Annotated in this window: 18 protein-coding genes and 1 tRNA gene; 4 read left to right on the top strand and 15 right to left on the bottom strand. The window is 53.8% G+C overall.

Translation table 11 applies throughout. From position 1 onward, the window contains the following. Positions 1-11 precede the first annotated feature (11 nt). A tRNA-Asn gene (locus Q1A32_RS11485) sits at positions 12-86 on the top strand. A 125-nt stretch (positions 87-211) separates the two neighbouring features. Here the strand turns inward: Q1A32_RS11485 and Q1A32_RS11490 are convergent. Then, entirely contained in the window at positions 212-970 is a 759-nt protein-coding gene (locus Q1A32_RS11490; protein WP_299653123.1) for a hypothetical protein, read from the bottom strand. A 93-nt stretch (positions 971-1,063) separates the two neighbouring features. Here Q1A32_RS11490 and Q1A32_RS11495 point away from each other — a divergent pair, with 93 nt between their 5' ends. Both Q1A32_RS11495 and Q1A32_RS11500 read left to right on the top strand, forming a co-directional pair. After that, on the top strand, positions 1,064-2,173 hold the full coding sequence (locus tag Q1A32_RS11495) for a cyclic GMP-AMP synthase DncV-like nucleotidyltransferase (protein WP_299653126.1): 1,110 nt from the start codon (positions 1,064-1,066) through the stop codon (positions 2,171-2,173). Beyond that, positions 2,170-2,844 carry an SEC-C metal-binding domain-containing protein gene (locus Q1A32_RS11500; protein ID WP_299655566.1) on the top strand — a complete coding sequence of 225 codons (675 nt, stop codon included), beginning with the start codon at positions 2,170-2,172 and terminating at the stop codon, positions 2,842-2,844. Before Q1A32_RS11495 ends, Q1A32_RS11500 begins: the two co-directional genes overlap by 4 nt. A gap of 48 nt (positions 2,845-2,892) precedes the next feature. On the opposite strand, the gene Q1A32_RS11505 is transcribed toward Q1A32_RS11500, so the two are convergent. Then, positions 2,893-3,369, bottom strand: a complete 477-nt coding sequence (locus tag Q1A32_RS11505; RefSeq protein WP_299653129.1) for a hypothetical protein — start codon at positions 3,367-3,369, stop codon at positions 2,893-2,895. A gap of 171 nt (positions 3,370-3,540) precedes the next feature. Between Q1A32_RS11505 and Q1A32_RS11510 the strand changes: the two genes are divergently transcribed. Further along, positions 3,541-5,217: a DUF6119 family protein gene (locus Q1A32_RS11510; protein ID WP_299653132.1), complete on the top strand. Its 1,677-nt coding sequence runs from the start codon at positions 3,541-3,543 to the stop codon at positions 5,215-5,217. 196 nt (positions 5,218-5,413) lie between these two features. Here Q1A32_RS11510 and Q1A32_RS11515 read toward each other — a convergent pair whose 3' ends face one another. The 13 genes from Q1A32_RS11515 to Q1A32_RS11570 form a co-directional block, all read right to left on the bottom strand. Further along, complete coding sequence (locus tag Q1A32_RS11515; protein WP_299653135.1) at positions 5,414-5,746, bottom strand: hypothetical protein; 333 nt, start codon at positions 5,744-5,746, stop codon at positions 5,414-5,416. Between the two features lie 159 nt (positions 5,747-5,905). Next, on the bottom strand, positions 5,906-6,145 hold the full coding sequence (locus tag Q1A32_RS11520) for a hypothetical protein (RefSeq protein ID WP_299653138.1): 240 nt from the start codon (positions 6,143-6,145) through the stop codon (positions 5,906-5,908). Positions 6,146-6,226: 81 nt separating this feature from the next. Next, complete coding sequence (locus Q1A32_RS11525; RefSeq protein WP_299653141.1) at positions 6,227-6,358, bottom strand: hypothetical protein; 132 nt, start codon at positions 6,356-6,358, stop codon at positions 6,227-6,229. After that, entirely contained in the window at positions 6,355-7,014 is a 660-nt protein-coding gene (locus tag Q1A32_RS11530) for a hypothetical protein (protein WP_299653144.1), read from the bottom strand. The genes Q1A32_RS11525 and Q1A32_RS11530 overlap by 4 nt, the downstream gene beginning before the upstream one ends. Before the next feature lie 180 nt (positions 7,015-7,194). After that, the gene (locus Q1A32_RS11535; protein WP_299653147.1) at positions 7,195-7,575 is read right to left on the bottom strand and encodes a hypothetical protein; all 381 of its coding nucleotides are present in this window, start codon (positions 7,573-7,575) and stop codon (positions 7,195-7,197) included. Positions 7,576-7,789: 214 nt separating this feature from the next. Next, positions 7,790-8,590 carry a Shedu anti-phage system protein SduA domain-containing protein gene (locus tag Q1A32_RS11540; RefSeq protein WP_299653150.1) on the bottom strand — a complete coding sequence of 267 codons (801 nt, stop codon included), beginning with the start codon at positions 8,588-8,590 and terminating at the stop codon, positions 7,790-7,792. A gap of 214 nt (positions 8,591-8,804) precedes the next feature. Continuing rightward, positions 8,805-9,092 carry a hypothetical protein gene (locus Q1A32_RS11545; protein WP_299653153.1) on the bottom strand — a complete coding sequence of 96 codons (288 nt, stop codon included), beginning with the start codon at positions 9,090-9,092 and terminating at the stop codon, positions 8,805-8,807. Next, positions 9,085-9,711 (bottom strand): hypothetical protein, encoded by a 627-nt coding sequence (locus Q1A32_RS11550; RefSeq protein WP_299653156.1) that lies wholly within the window; start codon positions 9,709-9,711, stop codon positions 9,085-9,087. Before Q1A32_RS11550 ends, Q1A32_RS11545 begins: the two co-directional genes overlap by 8 nt. 597 nt (positions 9,712-10,308) lie before the next feature. Then, positions 10,309-12,588, bottom strand: coding sequence for a VapE domain-containing protein (locus tag Q1A32_RS11555; protein WP_299653158.1), 2,280 nt, complete (start codon positions 12,586-12,588; stop codon positions 10,309-10,311). 1 nt (position 12,589) lies between these two features. Then, positions 12,590-12,829 carry an AlpA family transcriptional regulator gene (locus Q1A32_RS11560; RefSeq protein WP_299653161.1) on the bottom strand — a complete coding sequence of 80 codons (240 nt, stop codon included), beginning with the start codon at positions 12,827-12,829 and terminating at the stop codon, positions 12,590-12,592. Positions 12,830-13,011: 182 nt separating this feature from the next. Next, positions 13,012-13,434: a hypothetical protein gene (locus Q1A32_RS11565; RefSeq protein WP_299653164.1), complete on the bottom strand. Its 423-nt coding sequence runs from the start codon at positions 13,432-13,434 to the stop codon at positions 13,012-13,014. After that, positions 13,431-13,619 (bottom strand): helix-turn-helix domain-containing protein, encoded by a 189-nt coding sequence (locus Q1A32_RS24040; RefSeq protein WP_065327152.1) that lies wholly within the window; start codon positions 13,617-13,619, stop codon positions 13,431-13,433. Before Q1A32_RS24040 ends, Q1A32_RS11565 begins: the two co-directional genes overlap by 4 nt. 106 nt (positions 13,620-13,725) lie before the next feature. Next, positions 13,726-14,850: an integrase arm-type DNA-binding domain-containing protein gene (locus Q1A32_RS11570; RefSeq protein WP_299653166.1), complete on the bottom strand. Its 1,125-nt coding sequence runs from the start codon at positions 14,848-14,850 to the stop codon at positions 13,726-13,728. Between the last annotated feature and the right edge of the window lie 425 nt (positions 14,851-15,275).

Below are 15,275 nucleotides of genomic sequence, written 5' to 3' on the forward strand. Positions count from 1 at the left end.
GCGCAAACCGTTCCGGCGTAGCTCAGCGGTAGAGCAGTTGACTGTTAATCAATTGGTCGTAGGTTCGATCCCTACCGCCGGAGCCAAAGAATTCAAGGACTTAGCGCTCACCCGCTAAGTCCTTTTTCTTTCTGAGCACAGAATAAGTACAGAAAATACTGCCCGGATCGGTGTTTGTGGATCGCTTGTGACCCGTTGGCTTGTGCTTGCGCTAACTATCAGTCTCTAAACGCTTTTTCTCCTCCGCAGCATATTGTCGTAGAGATTTTCCCTTTTCCTTGCGCTGAGTGGATCGGTGCAGTTCAAGACGTCCGGCAGTATTGAGCCCGATCTGCCAATTCCTTCGGGTCCAATACACTCCTTCGGCTACGTCGAGGTTGTCAGGGTCGATAGTCAGGTCGGCAGCACCCATATGCCGTTCCTCGTCTGTGATGGCCGGATTTGGCGAAGTCTGTTCATAGACGTAGGTAAGATGTATCCGCCCAGAGTGCTGATCCCGGTGGGGCTTCGCGGTAATCGAATGCGAACGCCCGTCAGTCGAACTGAGGCCAGCCTCGACCTTCAATCGGAACAAGGAGGCCGTTACCTGAACGGCCATAGCATCCACCTGTTCTTGCGTTGAGTGCAACTCATCTTTGTCAATGACCGAGTAAGCCTGTGCCCCATCCAGCATCTTCTTGATAGTCGGCCAGTTGGAGCCAGTTGTCCCAAGCCATACTCCATTCAGGTCAGGTAGCCATCTGTTGAGAGCGGGTATCCAGCGCCACACAATCCGCCAAGGTGCCCAGTAGCCGGTGGGTCCGAAAAAACCGGCGAGGAAACCCAAGAGCACGGGAGGAAGGTATCGGATGAGGTGCTGATCGGTCATCATAAAGCCCAACAGCAGACCAATGTCGTCGGCGTAAAGCGAGGCCGCCACAACCAACGCGACAGCGGAACCAATCCATCTCCAAGGCAACAGTGCATACACGATTCGTTCTCCGATTCTTTTCTGGCCCAATTCCCTTGAATTTCGTCGGCGCCCCCACCAGATAGAGGGGAACGACAGACGCAGGTGCGCAAAATGTATGATTTCTCGAAGCAGATTTCCAGCTTTCATAACCAACACGTCCGGCTTAGCAACGACCAGCGCGCGGACATGAAACGCAGACGCGAAACCAATCTCGACCGAATCGAGAAGGGCCTAGAAGAACTGGAAAAGCCAGCCTTCAAAGAGACCATCAATCAAGGCGGTTACGCTCAAAAGACCATGACCCAAGCGCCGGAATCCGATCAGGAAAGCCGGTACGACATCGACCTTGGCATCGTTTTCGATCAGGACGATGCCAAGGGACCGAGAACCACCCGTGATTGGGTTCGCCAAGCAATCGCCCGCAAGGCGACGAATATGAAGAACGATCCGGTGACCAAGAAAAAGTGTGTCCGGGTTGTTTATGCGGACGGGTATCAGTGTGATTTTCCCGTATTCCGTAGGCGCTGGACCGATGCAGGCTGGCGCTACGAACTGTCTTCGGGCGACGAGTGGGTTGCCTCCGACCCTGCCGCCATGAACCAGTGGATTGAGCGAGAGGTGTATTGGAAAAGCCCGGAGACTTCGGGCAGCTACCAGCTACGACGCGTCATCCGATTTGGTAAGTTCTTCTCGAAGACCCATGCCAAAAGGCTCAATAGGTCTTTTCCCGGCGGTTTGGTCGCTACCGCGCTATTCATCGAGTGTTACGCGGCAGACGACGGCCGTGACGACAGGTCCTTCCGTGAAACCCTTCGCAACCTGTCACTGCGTTCGAAATACACGCCCGTTTATGCCAACGGAGACCAAGTATCCGACGACAAGGATACCGACCGCATTGGGAGGCTGATCGACCAAGCAAAGGACTCCGTAAAGGAACTCGACAAGCTCGACGCGGACGACACCACAGATTCAGACGCCAACAAGATTTGGAAGACCGTCTTCCGACATAGCCTTTTTGACGATGCTTCAAAGAATGCAGCAAACAGCTCCAGTGCTCCCCTTGAAACCAAGAGCGCTCTTGGTGGTGCGGGTCTGGCCGCACCGTTCCTAGCCTCGAAAGCAGCCGCCGCACTCTCAGATAGCGAAAAGCAATCGCGAATGGAGTCGGCGGTCAGCGCCCGGAAAGAGAGCGGGAGTGGTGGCAAACCTTGGGCGGAGTGACAATACCGAACGCCCTCTATTCTGAGGTGCAAGAGGCCGTAGCTCAGCATCAGCCAGAGCTGAGCGTTTCACGAACAGAAAGTCTAATTGTTCTTGAGGGTCAGTTCCTTGTTTGTGGACCCGATGGACCGGTCGATACGCCGGATGGGGTCTTCGATTCCTGCAAAATTAAGGCGGGAGTGACCGCGGGATTTCCTACTGAGGAACCAGTCGTTTTCGAGACCGGAGGGCGTATTCCGCAGATCGCTGATCGCCATGTTTTTCCAGAGGATGGGAACTGCTGCCTAGGCGTATGGGAGGAGTGGTTATTGATGGCTCCGGATCATCGGTTTGAGACCTTTCTGACTGGACCGATGCACGACTATTTCGTCAGCCAGACCCACTTTGAAGTCAATGGCACATGGCCCTATGGTGAAAGATCACATGGCATTCTCGGCGTTTTAGAAAGCTATGCTGATCTTCTCGGGGTGCCCCCCGACGCAAAAATTATCACAGACTATCTTCACCTGCTGTCTCGCCAGAAATTAAAGGGACACGCTTTGTGTCCTTGCGGTAGCGGAAAACGCCTTAGGGACTGTCACAGCGATGATCTTCGAAGGTTGAGCCAAAGAATTCCATCGTTTATGGCAAAGCGGATGCACGCCACGATCACACCACGAAAAGCCGCCTAAGAAACTGCTGGGGTCGGCGACCTCGAAGGCCGCCAACTGCAGAAAGGCCTAGTCCTTTGATTTCTTGCGCATCGGGACATCCACACCTTTTTTTCGCATAACAGCCGCAACAGATGCGACTGAACGCGTATTGGTCTTAGCGTCGGGGAACTCGGCCACGACCTGATCCACAATCGCCGCATAGCCCAAATTCTCGTCCATCAGCAGCTTCTCAGTGAGGCGGCTGATCGTCAGCTTTGGCGTGCCGGTCTCGGCTGCACCCTCAGCCTCATGGTTCGCTTGCTCGGCGTCTTTGGTAGCCTCGGCCTTGGTCTCGTCGGCTTCGGTCGCACCGAGCTCTCTGACTTCGACAAAGACACTGCCCGGATGCTCGCCTTGCTTCTTTTGTGCGAGGTCAATACGCCCGCAGAAGCCCACGGCGGTCCAACCCTCTTTGCCTTCTTGAAGGACTGCATGGGAGTAGGTTCGGTCCGTCTTGCGGGTGTGTTCTGATCCGTCTGGGGCAATTGCAACATAGGTGGTCATCGCAGGTCTCCTTTTCAGCTTTGATGATCCTATGTTGTCGGGAAGCAGACTCCCCGCGAACCCCCTGAAAATATGGAAAAATGCCATTGTTAATTCTCAGGCAGAATTTGCTCAAACTCACATTGTATTCTTCGCACAACGAGGTACCATCGAAGCATTTGGAGGCCTCCTTTGCCGCGAGTAAAACACTACCAATTCAACATGCGCCTACTCCGAGCAGGACGAACCGCCGCAACCGCATTTGGACCAAGCTTTGCACCGGGAGAACCCCGCGAACTTGAACAACGGCCTTGGGAAAGTATTGACGGCGCGACCCTCTATGTTGGTCAAATTTACAATAACCCGCCAGGCTGGACAGACTTTATTCGAACCGGCAGCCCTGATCTTCCTGGCGACCTGTTTGCCAGTGGTGCTGGTGCCGTTCTGTTTGTGCCAAGTGGGGGAAGGATACTAGCGATCTGTTTCGGTCATGTGCACATCGCATTAAATGATGACGCATTCGTTAGGCAATTCGGCCTGAAAGTCACACTCAATGCAGTTTCACGCGAGAAACTACGCAGTTTGGACACGGCAACACCTGATGCCGTGACTGTTCAAAAGCGGGTTCAAACCAGCAAGGATAGCGACCTACAAGCATTCGGTGTCGATATGTATCGAGACCTTGCAAGGGTTGCGGCAGGCACGCCTAGAAACAAGGACTTCGCACAATTTGTAGCTGGCAAGGATGCCCTGAAAGTAATTGCAAAGGACAAACCTGACCAAGTGCAAGCGCTTTGTGACCGAATGCTGGCTATGTATCTCCTAGAGGATTACAAGGCAGATTTTTCTTGGGTTGATCGTATGCAGATGGTCTCCGAAAAGGACGTGATCGCCCAGTTAGACGAAAAGCTATTTGAAGCGCTGGACAAATTGCGAGCGGGAGAGAACGCCGACCTGCACATGTCGCCCCCAGAAATCGTCGATTACACTGAGGGGAATCAGCTTCACTACAATGGCTTCGGAAGTAATGGCTCCGATTTTGAAAGCCTCTCGATAGAGGATTACGTTGCTGAGCTTAATCGGTGCGAGTTTGACGGTGAGGTGATCGAACTCAAAGAAAAGCACTACATCTCGGCAAAGAAAGACAACGAAGAGAAGTTCGATCAGAAATGGAAAGTTTATGACTGCTTCATTTTCGAAACCTCTCTTGGGGAAAACGGCAACGAAAAACACTACGTGCTGTTTGCAGGGTGCTGGTATTGTGTCGATCAGGACTTCAAGGCCGAAGTAGATGAGGCTTACGACGCCCTCGAGAAAGTTAATATCGTGGGGCCGACCACGTGCTTGAACGAACGAACTCTAATCGAAGAGCTTGTGAATACCCGTGACGATCTTCTGAAACTGGACCAACAGAAGATCAACCCGAAAGGTGTAAAATACGGCAACTTGGAGCCATGCGATTTCTTCTCCGCATCGCGCGAATTCATCCACCTCAAAGACGGACATTCGTCCGGATCAATAAGCCATCTGTGGTCTCAGGGAGTTGTGAGTGCTGAAGCGTTTTTGACCGATCACGATTTTAAGGTGAAACTTCGTAGAATTGTCAAAAGTGAGAGCGACAAAAAGGCAGGCGGCACGGTGTTTGAGGAACTTTTGCCGATGGCGGCTCAAAAGCCCATTCGAACAGACTTCAAGGTAGTGTACGGCATAATGAGGAAACCATACAAAGACGGATCATTGGGTTTGCCGTTTTTCTCCAAGGTCAGTCTGCAAGCCGCCGTCAAACGACTGGAAGAGTTCGGCATTCCCGTTGCGTTGGAGCTCATTCAAAAGCCCGCTTCAGATGCTGAGGCTGGCGAAGACGAGTAGAACATTCTCTCATATCTGATATTTAGTCAGATGGGTCGAGCATCATAACTTATTGACCTGCTCTGATATTTTGTGAAATCGGCTCAAAAAACACTGCGTCTAGTACTGCTTAATGGACCGAATTGGCCCCGCCCAGCATTTACGCCGGGCGGGATCGTCGCATCTAGGCTGGTTCTGCGAAAACACGGGCAATGAGTTAGCTGCGATACCTGCCACGAACAGCATATTCTCCACCGTTTTCAGAGAAAGCCATATTATTGAAGGCAGACGCGTTGGTTGCCAACTTGGCAAATTGGGCCAGACCGCTGGGCAACTTTCTTTGGGCTTTAGCTAAGATATGAGAAGCCAGCAAGACGACTTTGAATGCGTTGGCTGGATCATCAGATAGGTTTGGATCATCGGCTATAACCGCCGCTAGGTCCATGGCCGCGCGAACATGGGGGCGCCGATACCCAAGTTCTGAACGCGCTTCACAAATGGCGTCCTTCAGCTTAGCGGTGCGAATGGTGTTTTCGGATACGAGTTCCATAGGTAGTCTCCTTTTGATTGATAGGAGCCCTATGTGTGATCCTTCAAAGTTAAGCCTTTTACTCCGTGCGGTGTGCAAAAGTTTACGCAACACCGAAACAGAAGAAGGCCCCCAGCCAATTTCTGATGAGGGCCGATAGTATTCTGACTTTATTGGTGTTTAGGCGTTCAGGCGTTCGTGTGAGTCGGCCACATCCATGCTGGTGATGCCGCCGCGTTCAAGCTCCTGGGCGTCATTGCGAATTTGCATCAGCACCTTACCCATGTCGGTATCAAGCGCCCGCAAATAGGCCTTCTCGAAGGTTTCCCCGTCCTGCTGCATCGACTTTGCCAGCTTATCCAGTTCCGCCTCTGCGGCTTCACGATTTTGTCCTGCGGCCTTCCGCACATCTTTAGTCATGGTCTTCTCCTCAATGGGCGAGTTCGCCCGTTTGGCCGTCGCTCGGGCGGTCTCCACTTGGTTTTCAAGCTGTTCGACCTCCTAGGCCAGTTCAGCGACTTCCTGGGCTTCTGCTTCATCACGGGCCAGCCGCATCAAAGCGTCTTCCAAGTCTTTCTTGCGTGCTTCCAGCCGTGCCAATTCAGCGGCGTGGCGTTGTCCTTCTTGGCTCATCGTGTGGCCTCCATCTCTTTCAATTCGGCTTGCGCCTCGCGGGACACGTAGGGTTGCGGGGACGATGCCTTGATGCGGAGCAATTCCACCCGGAGGCTTTCGGCCACCCGTTCCTCAGCATCGGCAAGAGAAACGGCGTGGCGTTCCCGGATCGGGGTATCGATGCCAAAGGTGCGGGCGAGCTTGACGCCGCCTGACTGGATCAGAGCTTTCACCAGGGGTTCGGCAGCCCGATTGTTCGTAAGTGCCCGCTCCACGGCAGTCAGATCGCCACCGGCACCCGAAACCTGCCCAACGTCTTTCCGCAACGCATCCGCATAGGCATCCCACGAGGACGTTAGGGCATTGAGGGCTTCGTCCACCGCAACAGCGAGCTTGGCCCTCTTGGAGGTGGCATCAAGCGCAGTCTCGGCGCGACGCCGGCGGTTGTTCCGTTCAGCGCTGGCATTTGCGGCGCACTGGCGCTCGTTCAGTTCAACAAGGGCATCGTCAACGATAGAGATGCGCTCGGCCAATGCGGCAGCAGTTCCACCCGGTTTCTTTCCGGCAATTATGGCGTCACGGGCTTCGGCGCGGGCATTTTGGAGTTCACCGGTTAGGCGTTCCCGCTCGGATTGTAGGTCGGCAATCCGTTTGCCCAATTCATTCTTGTCCATATCATCCTCGGTTCGTTGTCGTCGGGGAGCGGACGGCTAAGGTCGAAACCGCCAAAGCGCCTCAACCGTCCGCATTTTGCCCAGACAAGAAAAGGAGGTGATTGCCTGGCACAATCACACGATGCCGCGTCGGCGCGGCCTGGTGAACCAGCGTTTGACTACCGAACGTGAAATGCTGGCTCAGGCTTCGCCCATCAGGTCGAGTTCCATTTGCCGGATAAGATCGGTTGGAACGCCGGGATTATTCAGAAATTGGCCAGGGTTATCTTTCAGGTCAGACCGGTAAGAGCGCCAACATTTTGCGTTGGGGCAATCAACATCTCTTTCGATAAATGCCCGCATTGCCGGTGTCACCCATCCGCGGGGAAAGGCCATGCTGCCGTGAACGTAATACATACCAGCCAAAAGGCGGACAGTGTTTGATCTCATGGTAAGATTTGGAAGCGGCGGAAAGTCATCCAGTGCTTCGGCCACCAGTTCCTCTGCAAGTTCCTGAGTTTTGGAATACTGATGCGCGGGCAAAGGCGGGACTGGCCGGGTGCTGCTCTCTTGCGCTTGCATCCAGGTTCTCCAGATTGTTGCTGTTCAACAGCATGATGCCGTGCGGGCTTCAAAAGGTAAGCCAGCAAGCCGTCCATCTGACATTCGATCAATGGAGCTTTCCCTAAAGATAAATTTGAAATCAAATACTTGGATTCCAGCGGCGACATCAAGTACAGTACCGGGAACTGAATCGACTGTAGCTACCGCCCGATACTGATCGTTGTCTTGACGCTCACTTCCGTACCCTAATCGTTTCAGATGCCTTGACCCAAGAATCAACGCGTTTTCCGTTTTGCATCGACACTTGTTTTGGCGCGACAGAACCTGCCTTCAGAACGTCATGCAATGCCTTGCTCACCCGTAAATGCGTAGGTTCCATCCATGCTACCATTTGGCCATCACAGATTTCATCACCAAGAACATCGATAAACTCGTTGTGTCGCACCCCGATATTCAAAGCGCAATTTCCGTTCAAGTTTTCCGCCAGACTGTCGAATGACATGATCTTGAAGTTAGGGGTTTCATACGACTTAACCAGTTGCTTTCGCTGTGGACTATTTTCTATTTCGGCCCTACGCCCATGTACTAATATGAACTTGAACGTAGTGGGGTGTCTTGCCATGTGTGCTGGAACCTGCAGTGTGCTCAACGATGCTAGAAATCCAGCCGCGTTGGCTTGGTCGTTTAACCAAGCCTCCCAAGTCTTTATCTGGTGGATGGCTTTCTGAAATTCCGAACTGATTTCGTTGCTATTGGGCTTAAAATAGCGGGAAGATGGCTTCTCTATCTCAATGAGGACAGCGTGCCAATCGATGCTGCTTTTCGAGAAAAAGAAGAAATCTGATTTGTAATCGGCACCAAATGGCAATTTTCGAAGAACGAGTCCAAAATGAACGCCGTGATTTTGCACGAACATCCGCGGAATCAATCCCGTATGTTGCTCAATAAAGTCTTGATAAACTTGCTCTTTGTGCTGCTCGTCAAGCAAGCTGAGATACTGGGACTTAAGGTCCTCGTTGGTTGAAGTGCTCATCTAAAAGAACCCACATTTTTTAGTAGAGACCATCGCACAGGGCCTAATGGCTCTCAACACATTGCAATCACTAGGGCAAAATGAACTTTTGCACATCTCGCAACATCACCTGGTCTGGGCTACTAGCGATCTTTCACTTCGCCCCGCAGCACACCCTATTTTCCAAGTTAGATCAAAGTTCTAATCGAAGGAAGGTCCGACTTGCGTTCGATAGTTATTGGTCCTCAAAATAGGGCGTGGCCACGATCCATTCCACCAATTGAGTGCGGGTTTCATCGTCAAGGTCCTTGCGTCTTTCGACTGCCCCGATTGCTTCGTCTCTCACCTTTGCGGATTGCCAGGGAACGGGATCATGTCCGGCACTCATCTCGGCCAGCACCCCATCGTCTGGGTCATGCAGATAGCCCAAGCAGATGCGCATGGTCACGCCGCCATCGGCAAATACCACGGTGGCAACGCCGCCAGGTCGTACCAGGTTTATCTGATTAATCGGATCAGTCATCAGATGTTCCCCCGGTCTCCTGTGGCGTCCCCTGGACGACTTCGGCGTCAATCGTGTCGTGTCGTTTATCCGAGACCATTTCGGTTACCACGGGCTTCCGTACAGCCCCTTCCGGCTGAACCAGCTTGGGTTTGGCTGGCAAGGAGGTTTGAACGCTCGTAGAATTGTTGATCTGGACATTGGTCTGGGCGGGTCCATCCACAGAACTCATCCGCAGAGATAGGAGCTTGTTCAAGACACGGGGATCGACGCTCGCCGTCTCGAAACGGTAAACCGACTCGAAGTCGTCATCCAACTCAGGTTCACCCGTTTCAGGATCGAAGCACTGAACCCATTTGCCAGTCCCCATCTCCAAGGCCGTCTGGACCACCCGCATGGTCAATTCTTCTTCGAAAGCTGCCAGGGCCTCGTCCCATGCTTCTGCAAAGTCAGGATGCTTCGCACGCCGGTCATAGAAGGTTCGCCGGGTCAGGCCAGTCATGTTCGCCGCATAAGTGATGTGACCGAACTGACGGAGATAGAGCAGAAACTCGTCGCCCTTCTCGCCGTAGATCGGGCGGGTAATCGCTGCAATCTTGGAAGGCATCCGCGGGTCGCTGGCCGGTTTGATCCGGTTCATCCTCATCAAGCTCATTGTGGTGCCTATTCTGTCTTCGTCACTGTGCTTGGCTGAGGTAGGCGCCGATTAAGCCCTTGAAGTCATTCATGCCCCAGACGCCAGAACGCCCAACTCGGTATCAATGGGACGGCCTGTCTGTGCGGGTTGACGACTTCGGATTTTTCCACGGACAGCATCCTCGTTGCCGTTCGAGGTCAGAATGTCATGTTCCGTTGGAGCCGTATGCCAGCGATTTACAAGGGAGTGTGCCGGCTCACAACGTTGCGCAGTCCCGTTCTTCCAAGCTGGAAGAGTTCTACGTCAACAAGGCGTTTTCGGAGCCATATGTAACATATTGTTTTTATTGACTTGTTGACGATGTTGAGCGTCGTTGAACGTTTTCGCTATATATATCCGGATTGCACTTGGCCCTGTGTCCTGGTCAGTGCCCTATGCCTGATCGGCTTATTCTACCAAGATAAATTACTTTAAGCTCAACATGCTCAACATCGTCAACAAGTGTTCCGAAACAAGGCCTTAGGCGCGTCGCGCTTAGATCAACGAAACTCAACATCGTCAACGCCGTGACCGAAATACTGCGCTCCGATATGCAGAGCACTACTCATCAGGAGAATGATACCCTGCTGATACACGGCCACCAAGCCTGACGCCCCTGCTGTATTTCCACCCCAGAACTTCCATAGCCCGCCTTAGACGCTGCGCATGGCCCTTATTCTGCCGGTCGCTCTCTAGGCCAAGGTAGCTGAGCAGGTCTTGGGTATGCACTTTGTCTGCTAGAGGAGGCTCACGCAACGGCGAGGCAACCTGCCCCCCTTCGATCATTTCCTCAGCATAGTCACCCGTACCGTTCTCAAAGGCCTGCCGTTCCGCTTTTCGGTTGCTGAGCATGTCGGCCAGTTTATCGACCCAAGGATCATCAACGGTTTCGTCAGCTTGACGCTCTGCGGCCATCGACCACAACTGCTCGGGCAAAACGTGACCAACGCCCGACTTGAACAATGAGTCAGCCTCAGCCCAAAGTTGGTCCCGGTGCTCATCAATCCAGTCCAGATCAACCCTGGAACCCGGTGCCATCTCCAAAGGCCAAAAACGCCGAGCGCCAGTGGGGTCACTCAAGTATCCGCCTTCGTTTACAGTGCCCGCAAATACCACACGGCGTTGATGATCCTCGGTGTTGCGACCATAGGGCGTCCGATACCTGTCTGTGGCTCGGGACATAAACGCTTTGAGAACGTCCATGTCACTTGCCCGAAGACCGGCCAATTCGGCAAACTCGTGGACCCAGACACCTTCAAGGTTCATGGCTGCATCTTTGTTCCGAAGATCGCCAAGCTCTGCGTCACTGAACCAATCCGGTGAAAACAGGTCCCGAATGCCGGTAGATTTCAGAGAACCTTGAGGCCCCTTGATGACTGGCATCGTGTCCAGCTTGCAGCCCGATTGCCTTTGACGAGCCACGGCACCGACCATAAAGCACTGTGAGACAGCTTCTGTGTAGTCGTCCCGGCGACACTGAAAGGCGTCTGTGAAGAGGTCCTTTACCCGGCTGGTTCCATCCCAGGTCAAGCTATCCAGATAATCAAGGATCGGGTTGAATTTGAAGAAATAGGCAACAGTTGTGATTGCGTCCTGAACGTTTTCCTTTGACGGCTGGTAGTCCTTACGTTGGTGCTGTTCCATCAACCATGTGCGAGCCAACAAGAGCAGCTTGTCAGTCAGCACACGGCCATAGTCTTCACCCCAAGGCAGTTCGCCCATCAGGACGACACGCTGCTTGAGTTCATCAAATCGAGGATCAAGCTTGGAGCCGTTGATTGCCTTGAGGGCGTTCTTGGCCGTGTCGGGTGCAACGCCAGTATTCTTATTGACGGCCAAACCACCTTCATGCACTGGCCGTCTTTTGGGAACGGTTATTGCGTTTGTAGAAAGGTCTTCCAGGTCGTCTTCGAAGTCCTCCGCAGCGGGTGTCCTCGGAATGGCATCCTCGACGCCTGCGTCTCGCAGCAGCTTGTGAAGGGTACGATACGTCACACGAGGGCCCTTGGCGTCAGCGTGCAAGCTATCCCAACGCAACCCGATCAGATTGCCATCATCCGCATATGCGGGGTCTTGGGTGCACCAGTCCACAAACTCCTGACGACCGTCCCCCGCCGTTGCATGGTGGCAGGCCTGCATCAAAGTCAGCCAATTGTCGTGGTCAGAAAAGTCGGCAGGATCAAGGTGCACAAGCATCTGCGCCAATTCCTCCTGATCATGCTCACCCCCGCCAGTTGCCACGCTGCCTGATGGTCTTCGGATCAGATCGACAAGGGCCTTGGGAGCAGCCTCGGCACCGAAAGCGTCAAGCTCGGGCGTGTCGGCTTTCCAGGTGTAGGTTTTCTGGCTATCGGGATGGATCGAACCAGGGGCAACGACCTGACGACCAACCGTCTTGAACTCAATGCCGGGAAACTGATCGTTCAGGCTGTCTCTGGTGGAAACGTCCTTTGGCTTAGTCATGTAGATATGCAAGCCACCCGAGCCTGTTTCAACGGTCGAATAGAGGTCCGGGTCCATGCCAGTCCAAAGAACCAGTTCGACAAACGGATTGATTGGGGACGCCAAAGTTTGGCCGTCAGGAAACGCCCGTGGGTCCACATCCAAGACCAATTCAAAGGGACGCAGACGAACGCCGACGTTGTTCCCCGCGTCCATGTGTTTGATTTGGTCCTCGGATTGATAGGGACGCTTCATCCAGTTGCTGTCGATCGGCGATTTGCCCCGTTTGCGTTTCTTGCCCTTGACCTCATCTTCAGCCGAGAACCTATGCAAAGGCAGAAGCTGGTATCCGCTGGCCAGCAAGGGCATCAGTTGTGACGCATCGGTATGAACACCCATTTCAAGCCCCCGCACGTTTGGCGTTGTAGGCCTCGATCACAGAACGTTCATAGAAAACGGCTGTTCCGATCTTCACGTAATCAGGACCGGCATTCTTGTATTTGGTGTTGTTGCGGCGGTTGCGAAAGGCCATCAGCGAAGTTGCAGGATGCCCGGTCATGGCCGCGGCTTCCTTCGTCGTCAGAAGGTCTTTCAATGGTGTGCCAAAAGGCTTGGGGGCGTTATCTTCGTTCTTAGGCATGGCAGGCCTCCTATGTGCTAAAGTATCGACCGGATTGCCTCAGCCGCTCAGCATGGCAATCCGGTCTATTGATCAGAACAATACCGCGCCCAAATCCCCCCGCATACCAACACTTGACCCGCACGCAACGAACGCTAGTGTAAGGAATTCTATAGGCTGACCTTCAAAGCTGACCGTGGGCTTTACCAGTCGCCTCTGTATGGCCGAAGACCAGGGCGTCGTCCCGTTGGCCGATGTGGCTGACCCGGCTGGATCGCCCGTTTCTTTGCAAGATTGATGAGGTCACGGTCATTCCAAAAGAGACCGAGCGTCGAATGTTCCAGCGCAAATCCCGGCTGCGAGAATAACAGCGGTCCATCAGAAGCTTCGATTTCACGCGGCGTGTAGCCAATCGGGTAGACGTCAGCGTGGACAGCGATGGTCCAAAGTGTCATTGGGTCGAACGGTCCCCAGCCGACCGAGGCACAGCCTTCCGTCAGATCACGGTGGAAAATGCCGGTCGTTTCCAGTTCGCAGGCCTTGAGAACCGCAAGCTCTATCTTGGCAGCTTGTTCGGGCGATACGCCCTTTCCTTGCCAATCATCCATTTCTGTCTGGTGGGTCATGCGGCCCCCGACATCATGAAAGCGTCAAGGTCGTCACGGTGGTAACGAACAATCCGGCCAACGGTTCGGTAAGACGGACCAGTGCCTTTGCTACGCCAATTGTGCATGGTGCCAGGCGAGACTGAAAGGTATTTGGCAGCGGCCTCGGTTGTCATCCAAGGGGTGTCAGTTTGTGGGTTGCTCATGCTGATAACTCCAAAATCCAAATGCGTCCAAATGGACAGCGATGAAATCAGGTTATCAGCTTGCAACGTCTTGATATGCCAACGAGTTAAGGCATCGTACCATCATTTACGCAACGCCTGCCTTGGCCAAGACCAAATCCTCTAAGGCTTGAGAATGGGGCCGAAGGGCTTCCACCAAATGCGTCTGATGCACATACCCGCCAGAAGCTCCTGGAAGCCGTTGACCCAACAGAAGCGCCCCTTCTGCATATGGCACACCAGCAGCAATCATCATCGTTCTGGCATGGTGGCGAAGTGCATGCGGAGACGGAACACCAGCCCGCTTTGGCTCGGCAACGTGGCCTGTGGCTGACCTAGGTGACGGCCAAAGCCAGGGCGAGTTAAGAGGCTCGTCTTCCTTCATTCTGGCCTTCAAGGTTTCGGTCAACCAGCGACCGGTTGGGAAGGACCAAGCTCCACCCGTTTTCATGTGGGTGAAAGTCAGCACGCCCGCCTCGGCATCGAAGTCGGCACATTTCACGCCAAGCAGAGACGTTCTCCGTGCACCCGTCAAAAGGAACGTCCGTTGCATGTCACGCATCAGGGGAGACATGGCTTCGGTCGTGGACCAGAAATCGGCCATGTCCAATTCCCCGACTTCCCGTTTCGGGGTTGCAGGGACACGAAGGGCATCAACGGGGTTTGCCCCAATCGTTTCGTCATGGCGGCGGGCCGTATTCACAAGAGCTCGGACAGTGCGCATGACTGAACCACCCGTGGTCTTGCCGTGACGCTTTGTGAGCTGGTCCATAAGCTCTCGGCATTCCTGACGCGTAATGTCAGCCACGGCACGACGCCGAAGACGCCCGAGGTAGTTGTCCATATGGTACTGGTAATTCCTGACCGTGGCGTCGGACAGTTCACGTTCCTTCAAGTGCTCTTTCAGGGCTTGTTCCAACGTGATGCCGGTGGGCTCCGGCCCCGCCGTGGGATCGACGCCAGACTGGATCGTGGCCATGAGTTTTCGAGCCTCGTTCCTGGCCTCAGCCAAACGGATATGGTCAGCCCGTCCGATCTTGACCCTTACAGTTCGAACGTGCCGCTTTTCCCGGCGGACGTCGCTTTGAACGGCAAAGGTCTTGCAGGTCTTATGGCAGATGCACATCAGCCCCTTCACATCGGTATCCCGATGGATGCCCGAGCCAAGTGAGAGGTCCCTGATACGGGCCTCGGTGAATTTGAATATGGTCATGGAAAGTACAGTCCCGAGTACAGCGTTTGCGATTGATCCAGGTGGGCCTGGATGGTGCTACCGGGATGATATTGCTATGTTTTCAAGGGGTCGTACGCCCTGAATGAGGCCAAATGGACCATGATTTACTCGCAATCGCAGACTGTTAATCAATTGGTCGTAGGTTCGATCCCTACCGCCGGAGCCATTTTCCTCTTTCTATCCAGTTGAAAGCCTGAGAGGCGCAGGCTTGCGGTGTCCGTAAGGGCTACATCGAAAGATGGCATCTCTTGCGAAGCCGCCGTGCGTGGTCATCGTCAAAGGAAAGTTCGTCTACCGCAGACGAACTCCAAAAGACCTCAACGACCTCCATTCGCACACTATTTTTGCGACTTGTCTTAGAAATCAGGATGATAGCTCAGAACGCGTGCCCCGGGTCAGGCGAA

The sequence above is a fragment of the uncultured Tateyamaria sp. genome, assembly GCF_947503415.1.
Taxonomy (GTDB): Bacteria; Pseudomonadota; Alphaproteobacteria; order Rhodobacterales; family Rhodobacteraceae; genus Tateyamaria.